The organism is Halodesulfovibrio sp. (assembly GCF_015482765.1).
Taxonomy (GTDB): Bacteria; Desulfobacterota; Desulfovibrionia; order Desulfovibrionales; family Desulfovibrionaceae; genus Halodesulfovibrio.
In genome coordinates this window covers 1-19,941 of the sequence record NZ_JADMLB010000047.1, presented here as the reverse complement: position 1 = coordinate 19,941, position 19,941 = coordinate 1, and the positions used below count along the sequence as shown (strand labels likewise).

The following is a 19,941-nucleotide window of genomic DNA, read 5'->3' as shown; positions in this document are numbered from 1 at the left end:
ATTCATACGCACTGATGCGCGCTTTAGACTTTGTATGGCGCCCTTTAGGAGACATACGAATCCATTCCAGCTCACGCTGCAATGTTTTCTGACGCTCAGACTCACGCTTTTCTTCTTGAGCAAGGCGTTTTTGCTTCTGATCCAACCAGCTAGAGTAATTACCTTTCCATGGAATCCCACGGCCGCGATCAAGTTCAAGAATCCAGCCAGCAACATTATCAAGGAAGTAACGGTCATGTGTTACAGCAATAACGGTACCAGGGAAATTCTGTAAGTAACGTTCCAACCAAGCAACAGATTCTGCATCAAGGTGGTTAGTCGGTTCGTCAAGAAGCAAAATGTCAGGATTCTGCAACAGCAGACGACACAATGCGACGCGGCGTTTCTCACCACCGGAAATAACATTCACAGGAGTATCAGCAGGTGGACAACGTAATGCATCCATCGCCATCTGCAGACGGGAGTCAATATCCCAAGCACCTTTAGCATCCATCTGCTCTTGAACCTGAGCCTGCTTTTCAATTAAAGCATCCATTTCCTCAGGTTCCATTGGCTCTGCAAATTTTGCATTAATGTCGTTGAACTCATTGATGAGTTCCATAACATCGCCTACACCCTCTTCAACAACTTCTCGTACAGTACGTGTCTCATCTACGAGAGGCTCCTGCTCAAGGTAGCCAAGCGTATATCCCGGTGACACATGAGTTTCACCTTCAAACGCTGTATCAACACCGGAAAGCACTTTAAGAAGAGATGATTTACCAGAGCCATTAAGACCCAGTACACCAATCTTAGCACCATAAAAATATGAAAGAGAGATATTTTTAAGAACTTCTTTCTGACCGTGACGCTTTGTCACGCGAACCATCGAATAAATAATTTTATCCGGCTCGTTTTGACTCATATTACCACCTTAATTACAAACAAAATTTTCACAGCTATTTGCTATCATTTCCATTTCATTCAATAAATGATGCAGACTGACAAAACAGTTCTTCATGAACATTTATTGACTATATGCATATTTTTTTCTCTTCTTGCGCATTTGCGTAAAATTGTCCAGAAAAGTACTTTATCTTTACCTTACAACAACTACGGTCAGTATAGAGTTGGTCTCATTTACTGCCCAATCTAACACGTTGTAATGTTACTTGGTTTTATGCTAGCTAGCGCAGATATCGTTACCTTCCACTCTCCGGAGCTCACATGAAAAATTATTCTGTAATGTACAGTAATACATATACTACCCCAGAAGATGCCAAGGGCTTTCTTTCCAGCAAACTACCATCCCTTTTCTTCTACCCTTCAATGGCCAAGATCGCATACTTCGCCAACAAAGACGCAAAACTCGGAAAATCTTCAGACCAAGCCTGGGTACGAGCAAGTCTTGATATTATCAAAGCCTTAGAACGAGTTGGAGTTTCTCTTTCATTTGAAAACCTCTCCGCATTTACTGAACTCAAATCTCCCTGTGTCTTCATTGGCAACCACATGAGTACACTTGAGACCTTTGTTTTACCCGCCATTATCCAACCCCATAAACCAGTTACCTTTGTAGTAAAAAGCTCTTTGCTCACTTACCCGTTTTTCGGAAACCTTATGGCATCGAGAGAGCCAATTTCTGTTCAAAGAACAAACCCGAGAGAAGATTTAAAGACTGTACTGTCTGAAGGGTGTGAAAAGCTCAATGAAGGAAAGTCAGTTATAGTCTTTCCACAATCAACCCGAAGTATCGAGTTCGATCGGTCAAAATTCAACTCCATTGGAGTAAAGCTTGCTAAAAAAGCTGGAGTACCAATCGTTCCCCTTGCGTTAAAAACTGACAGCTGGGGACACGGAAAGCTCAGTAAAGAATTCGGCCCAATTGATACTACAAAAAAAGTACACTTCGCATTCCACAAACCAGTCAACGTTGAAGGTAACGGGAAAGAAGCACACGAAATCGTTTGTAAATTTATTGAATCTTCTCTTGCGAACTGGTCGAGCTAATTTCTTTCACAGTAAAACTATCAATAAAAACAGTGCTTCACGCTATCTTGTGCAGCAAATCAAGAAAAAAGACATAAAATTGCTGTTTGCACAGATGAAGCTACAACACTTTTTTACACTTTATTCACACATTCAATCACATGAGAACAACTTGAAATATCAGGTGGTAACATCCCCTTTTTTGTTCCGTATATGCAATTTTTATGTATGGTAATGCAGAAAATTTTTCTCATACGTTGACGCAAAAAAAATTGTAAGATAAACGTTATTGCGTGCTCAAACAGTTTATGAGGTAGGGTTTTGAGTTGCCGCAAACCCCTACTGGATTAACCCTAAAACTACTGGGTCAAGCTATGACAATGACAAAAAAAGAGGCTCTGTTACTGGCTGCAAAAGAGCTCTTTGGTGAGTATGGTTACGCCGAGACTACGTTTAAAAAGATTTCTGAACGTGCCGGAGTTGCCCTCGGGCTCCTTACACACCATTATGGAAACAAAGAAAAATTGTTTCTTGCAGCAGGACTGGATGTTCTGGATGACTTCATTATCAAGCTGAGAGAAGCATGTGCACAAGGTGATACCGGTTACGATTCTGTTATGAACTTTTGTCGTACCTATTTAGACTATTCAGTAACACCGGAATCGCACTTCCTTGTTCTCGTGCGTTGCTCTCCATACTCAGACATGAAAACTCAGACAGATCGCGACATTATGTACGAGAAATTTAACCAAGTACCACGCGAACTTGAGTATCATGTACGAAGAGGCATTGAAGACGGCTCTATTAGAGACTTACCTGCTCATGAAACCACTTCTGTGCTTACCTGTAACTTGGTTGGTGCAATCCGAACAAGACTTCTCACACCTTATGCACCAGCCAACCTTTACGATGAAGTCCTCAAATTTATTTCCCGCAGTATTAAAAATGACTAGCAGTAATTGCTAATCTACAAAAAAAAGGAAGAGAATTTTCTCTTCCTTTTTTTTGTGCAAAACTTACAGAATCCAGCTGTGCTTAACTGATTCTAAAATTTTTCTGTGTTTGCTCTATGCAGCTTTGATAACCAAAGGAATAACATGACGTGCATGAGACTCCTCATGAGTTCTGCCAATTTCAAAAGTCACATCATTTTTCCCAGCAAGAGCAGCAATGGCTTCTACTAATCCCTTAACATTAATAATGGGATGACGCATAAAAACCTGCGGAAGCCCATACGTTAAATTACAGGCAAGACACGAACCATTACGCTGGTTCAAATGAAACGCAAATTCAAGCCGTTCGTCAGATGCTCCCACATAAGCGAGCTCTATATCATACGCACCACTTTCAGCCTCTCCGTATAACGCATCGAAGAATTCATCAGTCTTTGAAGCTGGAAATAACTCTTCAAGCTTCTCTTTAGTAAACACGGTATCCAACGACATAACTTACTCCCAACCTTTTCTATCAATGTGCCAAGTATGCTCAGGCATTCTGATTGCATGAAAATACCCAAGCCAGCTTATAGTGCACCGTATAGATTTTACAGTCACTCAGCAACCATCAGACAGCTCTTTTAAACGTTCAATCACGTCTTTTTCAAGCTTCAATGGGTGAGTATTGATTTTATCAATAGAAAATTCATTAAGAAGCCCATGAACGTCAATACACGAACATGTTGGTTGCAAGCCCCCTAAATAGGCAATGTACCCTAGAACAGCCTCGGCAGAAATGCCCTGTTCACGCATTTTGCGCAGCTCAAAATGCCCATGACGCTTAGCAAGACGTTCACCTTCATGGTCTATAACAAGAGGAAGATGAATGTATTCCGGAGGAGTGCAGCCCAGCAACTCATATAAATAAACTTGTCGAGGGGTACAGTGCAGGATGTCCTCTCCACGGACAATTTGAGTTATTCCCTGACGGATATCATCCACTACTACCGCCAGTTGATACGCAAAGACACCGTCTGAACGGCGGATAGGAAAATCTCCACCGCAATCTTTCCAACTCATACAACAATCGCCGTGAAGAACATCAGAAAATCGAATAGCATCTTTATCACAATGCAATCTCATCGAACCTCTACGTCCCTGAGATTCAAACTCTCTTCGCTCTACGTCTGACAAATTCAAACAAATCTCTGGATAAGCAGAGCCATAGTCACCCTTATGCGGTGCAGACGCTAACGAGCGCAATTCTTTTCTTGTACAGTAACAAGGATAAACAAGACCGTCCTTTTGAAGTGCCTCTACTACCTGCTCATAAATCCCCGTTGATTCACTCTGCGTATATGGGCCGAAGGCTCCTTGTTTCCCAGCACCCTCATCCCAGTCCAAACCAAGCCAAGAAAAATCCTCGACTAAGCCAGCAACAAATTCCGGCTTAGAGCGATCCGGATCTATATCTTCTATACGAAAAACCAACGTTCCCTCGGCCTTTCTGGCTGCAAGCCAACACACCAAAAAAGACCATGCATTCCCTAAATGCATATACCCTGTCGGAGATGGCGCGAAGCGCCCTCTAACCGGTCTCCTTCGGTCTTCACCTAAGGGACAAAGTTCCGCTGCTATTTTTGCAAGATGACTCATAGAATTCATGCATCGGTGAAATCATGACACGCTTTATAAGTCAACCTCTGTCAGCTCTCAAAAACTAGCCGTCTTCTGCCTCTCCTATACCCTGCTTAAATTTTTTTTAGAACAAACGTTATTTATTTTTACAGCCCCCCGCCGCAACCATCTGTTTTTCCAAAGGTATTAGTTATTTTGAAGATATACAAACTATCTTAAACTGTAGAAACACGCATATAGAGAACAAAACATGCTATAGTGCCCCAAAAAAGGAGTAGCTATGCCAAAAAGAAATTGTTCAACAAAAATCAAGACAACTACCCCTGAATCAGAACAGATCTATAAAGGGGCAACTAAGGCTTCATACTTTGTACTCGAAAATCGAGACATTTCCCCTAACGAACTAAAACAATTCGAACTAATGCTTGGCACAAAAAACGCCACAAAATAACATTATTCTCCCTAAAACACTCGTAACACCCTGAAAAGATCAGATTTAATTTAATTTTAAAAACTGTTGCTCAACATATTGTTTCAGGGTATAGTTTAATCAAGATAAGCATAAAAGCTGAAGTTTATGAGTTCACATTGAAACCTAATTGATACGACTCAAAGTTTTAGGGAGGTCCATTTGGAAACTCCACCATGCTTCTTAACAGGCGAATAGGTTTTACAAATTCGCCAACAGTTGATTAGGAAACTAATTAATTTTCAACATAACTCAAATAGTTAGCACCAAGACATTCGTCTTGGTGCTTTTTTTTGCGCCTTTCGTTACCACATCAGTTTAATCTATTCCTCCTACCACATCCGCCTATGGCAATCGTTCATTCTTGCTACTGTATAAACTAGTTACTCAATCAATCGTGCTATTAATTATTTTTTGATAACACACAAGATATCGATTGATCGAACAATCATTACACACTGTGCATATCATCAACTTTTTCTATAAATTACAGGAGAAATTATCGGCATTTTATTGACACATTTTGCTAGCAGGATGTACGTCTTTTATTGTTCTTCAACGTTATGATTCGTTTGATACTTATGGTTTACAAACGCCCAAATGCAAGGAGGCAGGGATGAGTCTCAATAGGCGTGATTTTGTTAAACTGTGCACAGGGACTGTGGCTGGACTCGGGGTTTCCCAGATGTTCAACCCAGCTGTTTGTGAAGCGATTTCCGGTTCACTGAACGGCGAACGCCCTCCAGTTTTATGGTTACAGGGTGCAGGTTGTACAGGTTGTTCTGTATCACTGTTGAACTCTGTTAACCCACACATTAAAGATGTTCTGCTCAAAGTTATCAGCCTCGAATTCCATCCGACAGTGATGGCATGGGAAGGCGAGCCAGCAATCGAGCACATGTACAAGATTGCTGACAAATACGACGGTAAATTCTTCCTGGTTGTCGAAGGAAGTATCCCTACCGAAGCAGACGGTAAGTACTGTGTTATCGGCGAAGCTGATCACAGAGAAATTACCATGGTTGACGCTATGAAAGAACTTGGACCTAAAGCAGCTGCAGTGCTCGCAGTAGGTACATGTTCAGCATACGGCGGTATTCCTGCTGCTGAAGGCAGTGAAACCGGTGCCAAAGGCGTGCGTGAATTCTTCGAAGCTGAAGAAATTGCTACTCCTGTTGTTAACATTCCTGGCTGTCCTCCACATCCTGACTGGATCGTTGGAACAGTAACTGTTGCTCTTGACGCTATCAAGAAACATGGTCTTGCAGACGGTCTTGGTGAAGTTGTTAAAATTCTTGATGATGAAGGACGTCCGCTTCCTTTCTTCGGCGAGAACATTCATGACAACTGTCCATACCTTGACGACTTTGATAACGACGTTATGGCAACTAAGTTCACAGATGTTAAAGGTTGTCGCATGGAACTCGGTTGTAAAGGTCCAGATACAAACTCTGACTGTTACAAACGCAAATGGAACAACGGTATTAACTGGTGTGTACAGAACGCTGTATGTATCGGTTGCGTTGAGCCTGACTTCCCTGATGGTAAGTCCCCGTTCTACGAGCCAGCTTAACGGCTTGTGCGCCCTTATACATTCCTAAGGAGGAATTAACATGTCTGGTTGCAAAAGAAATGGAGCAGCAGCCAGCGGTAAAACAGCACACATCGCAATCGATCCGGTAACCCGTATCGAAGGCCACTTGAAAGCTGACGTTACCGTTGAAAACGGCAAAGTTGTGGACGCAAAGCTTTCCGGCGGTATGTACCGCGGATTTGAACAGATTCTTCGTGGTCGTGACCCACGTGACTCTTCACAGATCGTTCAGCGTATCTGTGGCGTATGTCCTACAGCACACGCAACTGCTTCTATTATGGCTCAGGACGCAGCATTCGGCGTTAAAGTAACAAACAATGCACGCGTTACCCGTAACCTTGTACTCGGTGCTAACTACTTGCAGTCTCATATTCTGCATTTTTACCACTTAGCAGCACAGGACTTTGTTCAGGGTCCTGACAGCGCACCGTTTGTACCTCGTTACCAGAAATCCGACCTTCTTGAAGACCGTAGCAAAGATCTCAAAGCTGTTAACGCAGCTGCAGTTGATCAGTACATCGAGGCTCTCGACGTACGTGCTGTCTGTCATGAAATGGTTGCTATCTGGGGCGGTAAAATGCCTCACGTACAAGGTCTCGTAGCTGGTGGTGCAACTGAAATGCCTACCAAAGATCGCATTCTTGAGTACGCTGTACGTTTCAAGAAAGTTCGTGACTTTGTTAATAATAAATACCTCCCGACTGTTTACACTGTCGGTTCTGTATACCCGGATATGTTCAAAGTTGGACAGGGACATAAAGCATGTATCGCATACGGTGTATTCCCGCTTGATAATGCTCATTCCAAGTTCATGATGAACCCTGGTGTCTACTATGATGGTAAAGACCACAAATTTGATCCTTCTCAGATCCACGAAGACGTAAAGTACTCATGGTTTGAAGATTCTACTACCGGTCTGCACTACTCTGAAGGTAAAACTGTTCCTGCACCTCACAAAAAAGGCGCATACAGCTTTATTAAAGCACCTCGTTACAACGGTGTTGCTTGTGAAGTTGGTCCTCTCGCACGTATGTGGGTTGAGAACCCTCCACTTTCACCAGTTGGTCAGAAAATGCTGAAAGAAAAATTCGGCATGGACGCAAAACGTTTCCGTGACCTCGGTGAAGACGCAGCATTCTCCCTTATGGGTCGCCACGTGGCTCGTGCTGAAGAAACTTGGTACATTCTTGACTTCATTGACGCATGGCTCAAAGAAGTTAAGCCTGACGAAGAAACCTTCACAGCATTTGAGCTTCCTGAAACTGGTGAAGGTACTGGCTTCACAGAAGCACCTCGCGGTGCCCTGCTCCACTACCTTGACGTTAAAGACAGCAAAATCAGCAACTACCAGATTGTTTCCGCAACACTGTGGAACTGTAACCCTCGCGATGACAAGGGTGTACGTGGTCCTGTTGAAGAAGCTCTCATTGGCGTACCAGTACCGGACGTTGATAACCCAGTAAACGTGGCGCGTCTTATTCGTGCCTTTGATCCATGACTGGGCTGTGCCGTTCACGTGATGAACGCAGAGACCGGTAAAGTTTCCGTAGTTGAGTTCGAATAAGACTCACTCCTGAAATTGCCTAATAAAAGAGGAACCGTTCGGTTCCTCTTTTTTTCTCCAACTTCTTTTTTGCTCCCGCCGTAATTCAGCAGAGACAAAAGCCTTGCTCATGCCTCCCTGTTTATTTTACTGATAGAGCAATCCAATTTTACGGTTTCACCTTGTTGCTTAAAGGATTGATCATGGAAAAACTTTTAGTGTTGGGTATCGGCAATACACTGCTAACAGATGATGGTGTCGGCGTGCATGCCGCTGAGGTTCTCTGGAAAGAAGAATGGCCGGAGAATGTTACCGTTATGGAAGCCGGAACATTTACACAGGATATCTATGCCCTGTTCCAAGGCTACGATAGACTGCTTGTACTCGATGTGATCCATGCGGAACATGAACCGGGAACCATTTACGAACTCACAGAAGATGACATCCGTTCAAATGAAAAACAGCGTGTATCCATCCATGATATCGATATGCTGGACTCTCTTCGAATGTGCGAGATGCGTTGTGGGAAACGTCCAAAAATGGAAATTATAGGCATGCAGCCTTATGATATCACAACATGGAATATCGGCTTATCCGATGCCTGCAAAGCCAAGTTTGACAACTTCGTTTCACACACCAGAAAACGTATTAACGAAATTATCGCCGAGATGAACTAATCTACTTATTTTCTCTTTTTAAGATTACATGCCCCTTCATAGGGGCTTTTTTTATGCCTGATTTCACACGCTCAACACAAAATCTAATAATAATCATGCGATGATATTCTTTTTTTCTATTATGAAAAGAAATTCAATCATGCTATGGTGATGCTAATTATATTAGTTGACTTCTTTATTATATGTATATGTTACGTATGAAGCCAACAGTGTTTATACGTCTGGTGTAGCACCTATGTGCAAACCGTTTCCTTCCTATAAGGAGGTTGTATGAAAATTTCTGTAGGTCTCGGCAAAGAAGATGTCGTTGAACGTCTGGAAAAAAAAGGGGTTTCCCGCCGTCAGTTCCTTAAGTACTGTACTGCTGCTGCGGTTTCCCTTGGAATGGCCCCTAGTTTTGGTGCCAAAATTGCCGAAGCTGTCACCTCTAAACTCCGTCCATCTGTTGTGTATCTGCATTGTGCAGAATGTACCGGTTGCACCGAAGCTCTTCTTCGTGCGCATGAACCATACATTCAAGAAATTCTCTTTGATACCATTTCACTCGACTACGATGAAACCATTATGGCTGCCGCCGGTGATGCTGCTGAGAAAGCATTAGAACAAGCTGTGTCTAACCCTAATGGATTCATTCTCGCTGTTGAGGGAGGCATCCCGACTAAAGATGGCGGTGTTTACGGCAAAGTTGCCGGACACACCATGCTGGATATGGTCACTAAAATTGCTCCAAAAGCAAAAGCTCTTATCAATCACGGCACCTGTGCATGCTTTGGCGGCGTTCAGGCTGCTGCTCCTAACCCTACAGGTGCGAAGGGTGTTAACGATGTTTTGAAAGACAAAAATATCGTTGGCATCAACGTACCGGGTTGCCCACCGAACCCATACAACTTTGTTCACACTATTCTCTTCTATCTTACAGAGAATAAAGCCCCTGAATTAGATGACCTGCAAAGACCTGTTCCATTCTTTGGAACAACTGTACACGATCAGTGTCCACGCTTGCCGCATTTTGAAGCTGGTGAATTTGCTCCTTCCTTCAACTCAGAAGAAGCTCGAAAAGGTTGGTGCTTGTACGAATTAGGATGTAAAGGGCCAGACACCTACAACAACTGCCCTACCATCAAATTCAATCAGGTAAACTGGCCTGTTGAAGCAGGTCACCCTTGTATCGGCTGCTCTGAACCTGACTTCTGGGACGAAATGACCCCGTTCTATGAAAACTAGCAGCTTGAACAGATAGCTTATTCTAAGGAGCAAGATACATGAAAAACAATTCCTCCGGATTCCCTGTTACACCTCAGGGAAACAAGAGCGGCAGAGTTGTTGTCGATCCTGTCTCACGTATCGAAGGCCACCTTCGTATTGAGGTAGAATTAAAAGATGGTAAAATTGCCAACGCGTGGAGTTCTTCTACTCTGTTCCGTGGGCTTGAAATCATTCTTAAAGGCCGCAAGCCAGAAGATGCTCAGCACTTCACCCAACGCTCATGCGGTGTTTGTACGTATGTACACGGTTTAGCATCCACTCGTGCAGCAGAAGATGCATGCAAGGTAACCATTCCTGAAAATGCGACCCTCATCCGCAACCTTGTTATGGGTTGCCAGTACATGCATGACCATCTCGTGCACTTCTATCATCTTTGCGGTCTTGACTGGATTGATGTTGCCGGTGCTTTAAAAGCAGATCCTAAAAAAGCTGCTTCCATTGCAAACTCTATATCACCTCGCAAAACCAAAGCAGAAGATCTTAAAGCTGTACAAACAACACTGAAAAAGTTTGTGGACAGTGGACAGCTTGGCCCATTCACAAATGCCTACTTCCTGAATGGTCACGAAGGCTACTACCTAAGCCCTGAACTGAACCTCATCGGCACTGCTCACTACTTGGAAGCACTCAAAATGCAACTGCTTCCAGCCCGGGCAATGGCAATATTCGGCGGTAAAAACCCGCATCCACAGTTCATGCAGGTTGGCGGCGTAACATGCTACAAGTCATTAGAAAAAGATAAACTGAAGCAATTCCGTGATATCCTTATGCAAACCAAGAACTTCATTGATCAGGTTTACATTCCTGACCTTGTTGCTATTGCCGGTCAGTATAAGGATTGGACACAATATGGTGGCTGTACAAACTTCCTGACGTTCGGTGAATTCCCGACTAAGGGTCAGGAAATTGATACACGCTTCCTGCCAGCAGGTGTCGTAATGGATCGTAAATTTAATGACGTTAAGTCATTTGATCCTGATAAAATTGCTGAACACGTTCGTTACAGCTGGTACAAAGGTGATAAAGCTCTGCATCCTTACAAAGGCGAAACAGATCCTAAGTACACTGACATGTTTGGTGAAGATCGCTACTCATGGATGAAAGCACCACGCTACGAAGATAAAGCAATGGAAACAGGCCCTCTTGCACAAGTACTTGTTGCTTATGCAAAAGGTCACCCGACCATTAAACCTCTCGTAGACAATGTTATCAATACGCTCGGCATCAAAGTCGAAAACCTTTACTCCACTCTTGGTCGTATCGCAGCTCGTGGTATTGAAACTGCTGTTGTTGCAGAACATTGCGTTGACATGCTCGACCAGCTTGAAGGCAACCTTGCCGCCGGTAAAAACCAGATCATTGAAGACATTGAAATGGTGGATAAAGCTGAAGGCGTCGGTTTCGTTAACGCTCCTCGCGGCGGGCTTTCACACTGGCTTAAAGTTAAAGAACAGCGCATCGATAACTTCCAGTTAGTTGTACCTTCTACATGGAACCTCGGACCACGCTGTGCCAATGACCTGCTCTCACCTGTTGAAGAAGCATTAATCGGCACTCCTGTTGCTGACGCAGAACGTCCTGTTGAAATACTAAGAACTGTCCATTCATTCGACCCATGCATTGCCTGTGGCGTGCACGTGATCGATGGTAATACGAATAAAGTTCATAAATTCAAAATAAGATAATCGAAATCTAAGGGCTGGAGAAGTACCTCAACAAAAGGTATTCTTCAGCCCTGTTGCACTTTTTATCTCCCCTTCACTAGGGAATACATAGTAGGTTATCACCATACCTACCTTCCAAGGCTCTCCCTGCAAATACAGGTAATGCCCTGCTCCCTTTAAACTACTACCGAAATTAAAAGGGAAAAACTCAATGAATAACCCTCCTGAAATTCTCGTTCTCGGCGTAGGAAACACGCTTTACACAGATGAAGGCCTTGGGGTTCGCGCTGTAGAACAGTTAGCTTCCTCATACAATTTTTCTGAAAACGTCACGGTCTTCGACGGTGGAACTCTTGGCATGAAGCTGATGGACCACATTGTACAATATGAAAAGCTTATTGTAGTCGATGCCGTTTTGTGTGGTGACGAAGCTGGCTCCATTTACCGTCTTGTTGGTGACGATTTGCGGAAAAGTTTAGGTTTTAACAATTCCATGCATCAAACGGATCTCGTCGACACCCTCATTTTCTGCGAATTAATAGGAAACCGTCCTGATACCGTTGTTATCGGAATGGAACCTTTTGACTATGAATCAATGAATGTAAATCTCTCACCAGAAGTAGCTTGCAAACTCGATTCAATGTGTGACATTGTACTCCAAGAAATTACTGAGTCTGGCGGCAGTTTTTCCGCGAAATAGCCGGCCGGAATCCATTTAAAGTATATTTTGATGAATTATCAGCATTATGCTGTTCCTAGGAGTGCTTATGTGTCTTGCAATTCCTGCTGAAGTTGTAGAAATTCAGTCTGATACCATGGCAAAATGTCGTGTGGGGCAAAGTGAAACGTTCATTGACGCCTCGACAATGCTTTTAGAAAGCCCTGCCGAAATTGGCGACTTCGTGATTGTTCACGCTGGATTCGCCCTACGAAAGCTGGATTTTGATGAAGCTCAGGAGACATTACGTCTACTCAGGCAAATGGCAGGGATTAACGAAGATACACCGGGCGCTTTTTAGTTAATACCATTCATAATGCTCTCAGGTCTCCTGCAAAATTATTGCAGGGGACTTTTTTCTTTTGACAAAAAAGTTATTTTTCTTCATCACTGCTGTGTTCTTGACTTTAGCAAGCATTTAAATCAATCTAACTGACTTATTTCAGCAATGTTACTTCCGGAGGAAGAGATTCCCATGAGCGACTACAAAAAGACGCTGCATCTCCCAAAAACCAAATTTCCAATGAAGGCAAACCTCTCCCAGAAAGAGCCAGAAATGCTCAAAGAATGGGAAAGCAAGAAAGCCTATGATGCAATGATCGCTGCAAGCGGCGAGAATGGCGAGTACGTCCTTCACGACGGCCCTCCATATGCAAACGGACACCTCCACCTTGGTCACGCACTGAACAAGGTTCTTAAAGATATTATTATTAAGTCCCAGAACATGCAGGGTAAAAAAGCCCAGTACGTTCCGGGATGGGACTGTCACGGTCTTCCGATTGAGCTTAAAGTAGAACAGCAGCTCGGCGACAAGAAAAACACTATTCCTGAACACGTATTCCGCAAAGTTTGCCGCGAATACGCTGAAAAATTCGTCGGCATCCAGCGCAAAGAATTCAAGCGCCTTGGTGTACTCGGCGAATGGGAAAACCCATACCTTACCATGCACCCGTCTTACGAAGCAGCTACTGCTCGTGAACTCGGCCGTTTCATGGAAAAAGGTTCTGTTGCCCGAAGCAAAAAACCAATTTACTGGTGTGCTTCCTGTAAAACTGCTCTTGCAGAAGCTGAAGTGGAATACGACGATCACGTATCTCCTTCCATCTACGTACGCTTCCCAATGAATGACGCACGCGTAAAGGAAGTATTCCCACAGGCAGATCCTGCTAAAACATACGCTATTATCTGGACAACCACTCCGTGGACAATCCCAGATAACATGGCAATTGCTGTTCACCCTGAGCTTGAATACAGCCTTGTTGCTGTAAACGGCGACTACTACTTACTCGCTTCTGCTCTGGTTGAAGAAAACGCAAAAACTTTCGAATGGGAAGACTACTCCGTAGTCGGCACCACAACAGGTGACAAACTCGAAGGTATTGTTGCAAAGCACCCAATTTATGACCGAGAATCCCCTATCTGCCTTGGCGACCACGTTACTACCGAATCCGGTACTGGCTGTGTTCACACTGCACCGGGCCATGGTCGTGAAGACTTTGAAGTTGGTCAGAAGTACGGTCTTGAAACTTACTCTCCAATGGACGATGAAGCTCGCTTCCTCGACTCTGTTGAGTTCTTCGCAGGACTTACTATTACTGAAGCCAACCCTAAAGTTATTGAAAAACTTCAGGAAGTTGGCAACCTGCTTGGCCACTCCAAAGTTAAACACTCCTACCCACACTGCTGGAGATGTAAACAGCCTGTTATCTTCCGTGCTACCACTCAGTGGTTCATTACAATGGAAGCCAACGATCTGCGTAAACGCTCTCTTGACGCAATCCGTAACGACGTAAAATGGATTCCGGCATGGGGTGAAGAACGCATCTACAACATGGTTGAAAACCGCCCAGATTGGTGCATCTCCCGTCAGCGCATGTGGGGCGTACCTATTATCGCACTGCTTTGTAAAAGCTGTGATGAAGCTTGGTACGACACTGAGTGGGTAAAGGGTATTGTAGAGAAATTTGCAGAACACAAAACCGGTTGTGACTACTGGTTTGAATCCGACATTGAAGACCTCGTACCTGAGGGACTTACATGTCCTAAGTGCGGCAAGAACCACTGGAAACGCAGCAGAGATATCCTCGACGTTTGGTTTGACTCCGGCACAAGCTTTGCCGCAGTTGTAGAGCAGCGTCCAGAGCTTAGCTTCCCTGCTGATATGTACCTTGAAGGTTCTGACCAGCATCGCGGTTGGTTCCACAGCTCTTTGCTTGCTTCCATGGGTACCCGTGGCTGCCCTCCTTACAAAGAGGTTCTCACACACGGCTACGTAGTAGATGGTGAAGGCAAAAAGATGTCCAAGTCTCTTGGCAACGGCATCGAGCCAGAAGAAGTAATCAAAAAGTACGGCGCAGAAATTCTCCGTATGTGGGCTTCTTCCGTTGAATACCGCGAAGACGTACGTATCTCTGAAGAAATTCTGAGTCGTCTTGTTGATGCTTACCGTCGTATCCGAAACACCAGCCGTTACCTCCTTGGTAACATCAGCGACCTTACTGCTGACGCTCTGGTTCCTTTTGAAGAAATGGAAGCACTCGACCGTTACGCACTTGACCTTGTATGCCGTGCACATGAGAAAATTCAGACTGCATACAAAGAATACGAATTCCACAAGGTGTACCACACCCTGCATAACCTGTGCACAACCGATCTTTCTTCTTTCTACTTAGATATCTTGAAAGATCGCCTGTACTCCTCTGCTGCTGACAGCAAGGAACGCCGTTCTGCCCAGACTGCAATGTTACACATTGTAACTCTGTTGGTACGCAACATGGCTCCTGTACTCAGCTTCACAGCTGAAGAAGTATTCAAGTACATCCCTGAAGGTCTTAAGCCAGAAGTTGATACAGTCTTTGCTCTGTCTTCAAAAGATCTTCAGCTGTTCTCTATCTCTGATGAAGAACGTGCTAACTGGGACGTGCTGCTTCAGGTTCGCTCTGAAATGACAAAGGCAATTGAGCCGGTTCGTAAAGAAGGTATTGTAGGTCATCCACTTGATACCCACATTACCCTCTACATGGCTGCACCAATTGCTGAAAAGCTTGAAACTCTTAAAACAGATCTTCGTGCTAACTTTATTGTTTCTCAGCTTTCCACAGCTGCTCTTGAAGACGCTCCGGCAGACGCTTTCGCTTCTGACGTTGTTGAAGGTCTCAAGATCTCTGTTGCTAAAGCCGAAGGTGAAAAGTGTGAACGCTGCTGGATTTACAGCAATGAGCTTGGCACCGACAGCGAACACCCTACCATCTGCCCACGCTGCACAGGCGTACTGAAGGCAGCTGAGTAATCACAAAAGAATTACCGGCGGAGGGTATTCCTTCCGCCGGATTATGCCTATAAGTTATTCCAACTGGCACACCGTTAAAGGCTATCCACTCTTACCTGTTGGAAAAATTTAACAAGTTGTGCTAAGAAAAACCTGTAACTGTTTATAGTAAACACAGCCTGATCAAGGTGATTCTACAGATTTTTCTTATGTACCGGAGCAACTTAGTTTGTCATAAATTTTGAGCCTACCGGACTTGCTTCGGTGGGCTCTTTTTATATATGCTTCCGTACCTGGAGGTTTCATGCGCACACGATACCTGATAGTCTATGGAATTGGACTATTTTCTATTATTGCCGATCAATACACAAAGTGGCTTACAGTTCAACACATTCCGCTTTGGAGCGGCTTCCCCGTTATACCGGACTTCTTCAACCTAGTGCATGTTCTTAATCGCGGCGCGGCATTCGGCTTTTTAAATAATACAGACACAAACTGGCAAATATGGCTCTTTGGCGGAGCTGCGGTTGCCGCTTGTATTGCTGTCCACTTAATGGCACGGTCTGCAAAGCATAACAAACTACTATTTACAGCATTGGGTCTTATCCTTGGTGGTGCTGTCGGAAACCTTATCGACAGAATTCGTATCGGTGCAGTTATTGACTTTCTGGACTTTTATTACAAAAACTACCACTGGCCGGCATTCAACGTTGCAGATATTTGTATATGTGTCGGCGCTGGCCTAATGCTTTTGACACTCAAGGATATAAAATAGGGAGAAACCGTGAACGAATTACTGCCAATCTTAAACATATTCTCAACATCAGAAATGCATCCTGCGATGCTGGCTGTAGCGCTCGCTCTTCCCATTTTACCTAATTTGTGGTCTATTTGGCATTCATATAAACATGAATTTACCTCACCTATGGAAAAATATGGCTGGATGCTCGCAGGCGTAATGCTGCCGGTTCTCGGTGGTGTTCTCTATCTGCTTTTTGGATTCCGCCGTACTACCGGCCTTGCATCATGGGCAAAACCACCTCAACAGAGAGGATAATCCATGCGAATTGCTATTCGTGTAACTCTTGTATGTCTCAGTGCTCTATCCCTGCTCGCTTGCGTTAAACAAGAACAGGTTAATCTTCTTGAAAGCAGAATCTCACAACAAGAACAGCAGATTCTAGCGCTTAACAATTCGCTTGGCAGCACGTCTCAAGCTCTGGAAACAGTTCGTCCTGAACAAGCCGATATCTGGTCTGAGCTAAAAGGAATGAAAGTTTCCCTTGCAACTCTTGAAGGCCAGCTTGAGGATGTTCAAACTGAAACAGGTACAGTAGCCTCTTTAGAAGCCGATGTTGCGGATATGAAAAAACGTATTCTGCAAATTGAAGGTGCCATGCGTATGATGTCCTCTCAGTTAGGTATTGAAAACTACCTTCCTGCACAGGCACCAAGAACAATAACTCCGGGTGCTGTTAGCAATCAGCAGCCTGTTAACGGAGCAATGCTTCCGACTCAGAATGGACAAGTAGTTCAGGGAACTCCACCAGTAGTTCCTACACCGGTTGCTCCAGCTACTCCTCCCCAGAAAGTAGCTCCTGAGGATCTTGCAGACGCATTATACAAAAGTGCATTACAGGCGTTTAATGAACGTCGTTATGAGGATGCACAACGCATGTGGAGTGAATATGAAAAAACCTATCCAAAATCTAAACTGGCGGCTAACGCAAAGTTTTGGCAGGGTGAAGCATATTTCCAAATGAAAAATTACCCACGTGCTACGCTTGCTTACGAGGATGTGATCAAAAAATATCCTAAAAGCAACAAGTACCCGCAGGCCTTGTTGAAACAGGGTCTCAGTTTTCTTAAACAAGGCAAAAAGAATGCCGGCAAGTTCCGCCTCAATCAGCTGATTGAAAAATTCCCTAAGTCACTTGAGGCTAAACGCGCAAAGCAGGAGCTTGCTAAACAGTAAGTGCAATTTGGTTAACATCATGACAAAAGAGTACCGTAAAAACGTCCATCTTACATTTCCTCCGACCATTTCCGGTTCACCTGTTATCTGTGACCTGACACGAATGTTTGACCTTTCCTTCAACATTCTCAAAGCACAGATCACGCCTCGTAAAGAGGGACATATGACCGTTGAAATCATCGGTACCAGAGAAAATTACCAAAAGGGAATTGAGTATCTGGAAGAAAACCGCATTGTTGTAACCCCTGTTACTCAGCGAATCTCTCGCGATGAAGATTCCTGCATGCACTGTGGTATGTGCACGGCAATCTGTCCTAATGGTTCTCTTTTTGTTGATCGTGAAAAACGTCTTGTTATGTTTGATATTGATCGCTGTACCGCTTGTGGCATGTGCGTGCGGGTCTGCCCGGTTAACGCAATGCATGTTGATGCTGAAAACGGAATGATCTAACACCGGAGTTAGCCTATGGAAAAACGTGAATTTGCATCCATCTCCTTGTACCTCAAAGGCCGTTTACGCCTTCTCACAGATAAAGATGAGCCGTCCCGTTTTTCCGGTTTCGGTCTTTCGGACTCCACCGCTGACGCTGAAGAGCTTACAAACTCTCATACACCAGAAGCGATGGTTTCATTCCTGCTCAACATGAATGCAAAGCTCGATGCGATTCTTTCTCACTTAAAACATGATCAGCTTGAAATGGATTTTCCTAGTCCTATAGAAGTGATCGAATTAAGTGGCGCAGGCTTAACTGTAAAAAACACCCTTCCATTACAGGAGGGCACGTATGTTGAACTGCTTGTCTTTTTAAGCGACTTCCCACTCAGTGTGGCAGGAGCTTGCGGTTATGTTGCTAGTATCAACGATACTACAGCGTTCATTGAGTTTGATAGAATAAGCGCAGAAGACAGAGAAAAAATCGTCCATCATGTCTTTGTTGAAGAACGAAGACAAATTAGAACCCAACGCCTTTCATAGTGCTTAGCACGAAATTGATACTGGTGTAGGGTCAAAGAAACGTAAAAAGCCCTCTTGGTAATTACCAAGAGGGCTTTTTTTCCTCACAAGACAACTTCACTCAAATCAAACATTGCCTAACAGAATGTAACCTGAAAACAACGTATAGACGTTGCTTTTCAGGAAATAATTATTCATAGTTACATCGTTTTTGAATGATATCCCAGTCTGCTTCTTTTCTCTTACCTCAAAACGCTCAGGGAGACCTTTTATGACAACTAACGACACTCCTGTAATGGACGAAATCCTTAATCGCGTATCAACTCAACTCGCGAACAGCATTACTCAGACCATTACCAACAGTGTAGAAAACACCTTGAGCGAACATTTAACGCAAGCATTGATGGAAGGCGAATTCTATAAAAAACTCAGTGTAGAAATGCACGAAGGTCTTCAATCCATCTACTCTGAAATCACAGCAAACGATTCACCAGATCAAAATGCTTCTGAGGAAAAAAAAGCAACACAACTTTTTGGTGAGGCCTCTGAGCAATTGGATGCTGTCTACAAAACGCTTGAAAATGCAACTGAAGATATAATGACGATTGTAGAACAGCAGATTCAGATGAGGGAACTTGCTCTTGCTCACCTTCAAAGTGCGCAACGAGCCGATCCTGAAAACAAAGATATCGCTGCACTCACCTCTCTTGAAGATAAACTCGGTCAAAACATGAACGAGATTATGACAGCACTGAGCTTTCAAGACCTTGCGGGGCAGCGCATCCTTCGAATTATCAGTGCTCTTCAAAACCTCAAAACCACTGTTTTCGATTTATATTCAACAAGCGACTTTATCGCAGTTAAGAAAGCAGAAAAAGAATCTCAAGCGAAACAGCAGGATCTTACTAAAAAAGTTGAAAATTCTGAGCTTAAAGGCCCAAGCGAAGCAGCTTCCCAGTCAGATGTTGATAACTTATTAGCTTCACTCGGACTTTAGAATATTCATCTAACTGCTTACTTTTTTCATTGTTTCTTGTATGTTACCCATAATCAATCAAGACGCTTTGTCTTAACGGAAGCCGTACTGACCTTCAAATCAGAGAAAGTCGGCATCTACAGCAACTTTTTGTCAATTTGCAATTGACAGTGAGTTACCAAGGTGTTAGCTACTCTTCCTCAGCACAAAAGGGGCCTATAGCTCAGTTGGCAGAGCCTCCGGCTCATAACCGGCAGGTCGCAGGTTCAAATCCTGCTAGGCCCACCAGAGAATA

At 43.9% G+C, this 19,941-nt stretch carries 19 protein-coding genes and 1 tRNA gene; 17 read left to right on the top strand and 3 right to left on the bottom strand.

What is annotated here, in order from left to right:
* A partial coding sequence (locus QZY95_RS07365) for an ATP-binding cassette domain-containing protein (RefSeq protein ID WP_290921399.1) occupies positions 1–904 on the bottom strand: 904 nt, incomplete at its 3' end.
* Between the two features lie 302 nt (positions 905–1,206).
* Between QZY95_RS07365 and QZY95_RS07360 the strand changes: the two genes are divergently transcribed.
* A complete protein-coding gene (locus tag QZY95_RS07360; protein WP_290921396.1) occupies positions 1,207–1,989 on the top strand; it encodes a lysophospholipid acyltransferase family protein in 783 nt (260 codons plus the stop codon).
* 353 nt (positions 1,990–2,342) lie between these two features.
* A complete protein-coding gene (locus QZY95_RS07355) occupies positions 2,343–2,921 on the top strand; it encodes a TetR/AcrR family transcriptional regulator (RefSeq protein WP_290921393.1) in 579 nt (192 codons plus the stop codon).
* A 114-nt stretch (positions 2,922–3,035) separates the two neighbouring features.
* Here QZY95_RS07355 and QZY95_RS07350 read toward each other — a convergent pair whose 3' ends face one another.
* Positions 3,036–3,413 (bottom strand): pancreas/duodenum homeobox protein 1, encoded by a 378-nt coding sequence (locus QZY95_RS07350; RefSeq protein ID WP_290921390.1) that lies wholly within the window; start codon positions 3,411–3,413, stop codon positions 3,036–3,038.
* A 108-nt stretch (positions 3,414–3,521) separates the two neighbouring features.
* Positions 3,522–4,559 (bottom strand): tRNA glutamyl-Q(34) synthetase GluQRS, encoded by a 1,038-nt coding sequence (gene gluQRS, locus QZY95_RS07345; RefSeq protein WP_365971034.1) that lies wholly within the window; start codon positions 4,557–4,559, stop codon positions 3,522–3,524.
* 1,067 nt (positions 4,560–5,626) lie between these two features.
* Here gluQRS and hysB point away from each other — a divergent pair.
* From hysB to QZY95_RS07270, 15 genes are all read left to right on the top strand, one after another.
* Complete coding sequence (gene hysB / locus QZY95_RS07340) at positions 5,627–6,583, top strand: NiFeSe hydrogenase small subunit (protein ID WP_290921384.1); 957 nt, start codon at positions 5,627–5,629, stop codon at positions 6,581–6,583.
* A gap of 40 nt (positions 6,584–6,623) precedes the next feature.
* On the top strand, positions 6,624–8,102 hold the full coding sequence (gene hysA, locus QZY95_RS07335; protein WP_365971032.1) for a NiFeSe hydrogenase large subunit HysA: 1,479 nt from the start codon (positions 6,624–6,626) through the stop codon (positions 8,100–8,102).
* Between the two features lie 248 nt (positions 8,103–8,350).
* Positions 8,351–8,824, top strand: coding sequence for a NiFeSe hydrogenase maturation protease (gene hysD / locus QZY95_RS07330; protein ID WP_290921377.1), 474 nt, complete (start codon positions 8,351–8,353; stop codon positions 8,822–8,824).
* Between the two features lie 270 nt (positions 8,825–9,094).
* Complete coding sequence (locus QZY95_RS07325) at positions 9,095–10,048, top strand: hydrogenase small subunit (protein WP_290921375.1); 954 nt, start codon at positions 9,095–9,097, stop codon at positions 10,046–10,048.
* Between the two features lie 38 nt (positions 10,049–10,086).
* On the top strand, positions 10,087–11,775 hold the full coding sequence (locus QZY95_RS07320) for a nickel-dependent hydrogenase large subunit (RefSeq protein ID WP_290921372.1): 1,689 nt from the start codon (positions 10,087–10,089) through the stop codon (positions 11,773–11,775).
* 190 nt (positions 11,776–11,965) lie between these two features.
* On the top strand, positions 11,966–12,454 hold the full coding sequence (locus QZY95_RS07315) for a HyaD/HybD family hydrogenase maturation endopeptidase (RefSeq protein WP_290921369.1): 489 nt from the start codon (positions 11,966–11,968) through the stop codon (positions 12,452–12,454).
* A gap of 67 nt (positions 12,455–12,521) precedes the next feature.
* Positions 12,522–12,773, top strand: coding sequence for a HypC/HybG/HupF family hydrogenase formation chaperone (locus tag QZY95_RS07310; RefSeq protein ID WP_290921366.1), 252 nt, complete (start codon positions 12,522–12,524; stop codon positions 12,771–12,773).
* Positions 12,774–12,947: 174 nt separating this feature from the next.
* Positions 12,948–15,761 carry an isoleucine--tRNA ligase gene (gene ileS / locus QZY95_RS07305; protein ID WP_290921363.1) on the top strand — a complete coding sequence of 938 codons (2,814 nt, stop codon included), beginning with the start codon at positions 12,948–12,950 and terminating at the stop codon, positions 15,759–15,761.
* Positions 15,762–16,044: 283 nt separating this feature from the next.
* The gene (gene lspA / locus QZY95_RS07300; RefSeq protein WP_290921359.1) at positions 16,045–16,515 is read left to right on the top strand and encodes a signal peptidase II; all 471 of its coding nucleotides are present in this window, start codon (positions 16,045–16,047) and stop codon (positions 16,513–16,515) included.
* 9 nt (positions 16,516–16,524) lie between these two features.
* Positions 16,525–16,797, top strand: coding sequence for a PLD nuclease N-terminal domain-containing protein (locus QZY95_RS07295; protein WP_365971028.1), 273 nt, complete (start codon positions 16,525–16,527; stop codon positions 16,795–16,797).
* Positions 16,798–16,800: 3 nt separating this feature from the next.
* On the top strand, positions 16,801–17,715 hold the full coding sequence (gene ybgF, locus QZY95_RS07290) for a tol-pal system protein YbgF (RefSeq protein WP_290921356.1): 915 nt from the start codon (positions 16,801–16,803) through the stop codon (positions 17,713–17,715).
* A 19-nt stretch (positions 17,716–17,734) separates the two neighbouring features.
* Positions 17,735–18,166 carry an NIL domain-containing protein gene (locus QZY95_RS07285; RefSeq protein ID WP_290921354.1) on the top strand — a complete coding sequence of 144 codons (432 nt, stop codon included), beginning with the start codon at positions 17,735–17,737 and terminating at the stop codon, positions 18,164–18,166.
* Between the two features lie 15 nt (positions 18,167–18,181).
* A complete protein-coding gene (locus tag QZY95_RS07280) occupies positions 18,182–18,691 on the top strand; it encodes a hypothetical protein (protein WP_290921351.1) in 510 nt (169 codons plus the stop codon).
* 250 nt (positions 18,692–18,941) lie between these two features.
* Positions 18,942–19,667 carry a protein phosphatase CheZ gene (locus tag QZY95_RS07275; protein WP_290921348.1) on the top strand — a complete coding sequence of 242 codons (726 nt, stop codon included), beginning with the start codon at positions 18,942–18,944 and terminating at the stop codon, positions 19,665–19,667.
* Positions 19,668–19,858: 191 nt separating this feature from the next.
* Positions 19,859–19,934 (top strand) — tRNA-Ile (locus tag QZY95_RS07270).
* Positions 19,935–19,941: the final 7 nt, after the last annotated feature.

Bases quoted from the DNA above. Each gene is read 5' to 3' on its own strand.
- QZY95_RS07360 (WP_290921396.1), top strand. From the start codon at position 1,207: ATGAAAAATTATTCTGTAATGTACAGTAATACATATACTACCCCAGAA.
- QZY95_RS07355 (WP_290921393.1), top strand. From the start codon at position 2,343: ATGACAATGACAAAAAAAGAGGCTCTGTTACTGGCTGCAAAAGAGCTC.
- QZY95_RS07350 (WP_290921390.1), bottom strand. From the start codon at position 3,413: ATGTCGTTGGATACCGTGTTTACTAAAGAGAAGCTTGAAGAGTTATTT.
- gluQRS (WP_365971034.1), bottom strand. From the start codon at position 4,559: ATGAGTCATCTTGCAAAAATAGCAGCGGAACTTTGTCCCTTAGGTGAA.
- hysB (WP_290921384.1), top strand. From the start codon at position 5,627: ATGAGTCTCAATAGGCGTGATTTTGTTAAACTGTGCACAGGGACTGTG.
- hysA (WP_365971032.1), top strand. From the start codon at position 6,624: ATGTCTGGTTGCAAAAGAAATGGAGCAGCAGCCAGCGGTAAAACAGCA.
- hysD (WP_290921377.1), top strand. From the start codon at position 8,351: ATGGAAAAACTTTTAGTGTTGGGTATCGGCAATACACTGCTAACAGAT.
- QZY95_RS07325 (WP_290921375.1), top strand. From the start codon at position 9,095: ATGAAAATTTCTGTAGGTCTCGGCAAAGAAGATGTCGTTGAACGTCTG.
- QZY95_RS07320 (WP_290921372.1), top strand. From the start codon at position 10,087: ATGAAAAACAATTCCTCCGGATTCCCTGTTACACCTCAGGGAAACAAG.
- QZY95_RS07315 (WP_290921369.1), top strand. From the start codon at position 11,966: ATGAATAACCCTCCTGAAATTCTCGTTCTCGGCGTAGGAAACACGCTT.
- QZY95_RS07310 (WP_290921366.1), top strand. From the start codon at position 12,522: ATGTGTCTTGCAATTCCTGCTGAAGTTGTAGAAATTCAGTCTGATACC.
- ileS (WP_290921363.1), top strand. From the start codon at position 12,948: ATGAGCGACTACAAAAAGACGCTGCATCTCCCAAAAACCAAATTTCCA.
- lspA (WP_290921359.1), top strand. From the start codon at position 16,045: ATGCGCACACGATACCTGATAGTCTATGGAATTGGACTATTTTCTATT.
- ybgF (WP_290921356.1), top strand. From the start codon at position 16,801: ATGCGAATTGCTATTCGTGTAACTCTTGTATGTCTCAGTGCTCTATCC.
- QZY95_RS07285 (WP_290921354.1), top strand. From the start codon at position 17,735: ATGACAAAAGAGTACCGTAAAAACGTCCATCTTACATTTCCTCCGACC.
- QZY95_RS07280 (WP_290921351.1), top strand. From the start codon at position 18,182: ATGGAAAAACGTGAATTTGCATCCATCTCCTTGTACCTCAAAGGCCGT.
- QZY95_RS07275 (WP_290921348.1), top strand. From the start codon at position 18,942: ATGACAACTAACGACACTCCTGTAATGGACGAAATCCTTAATCGCGTA.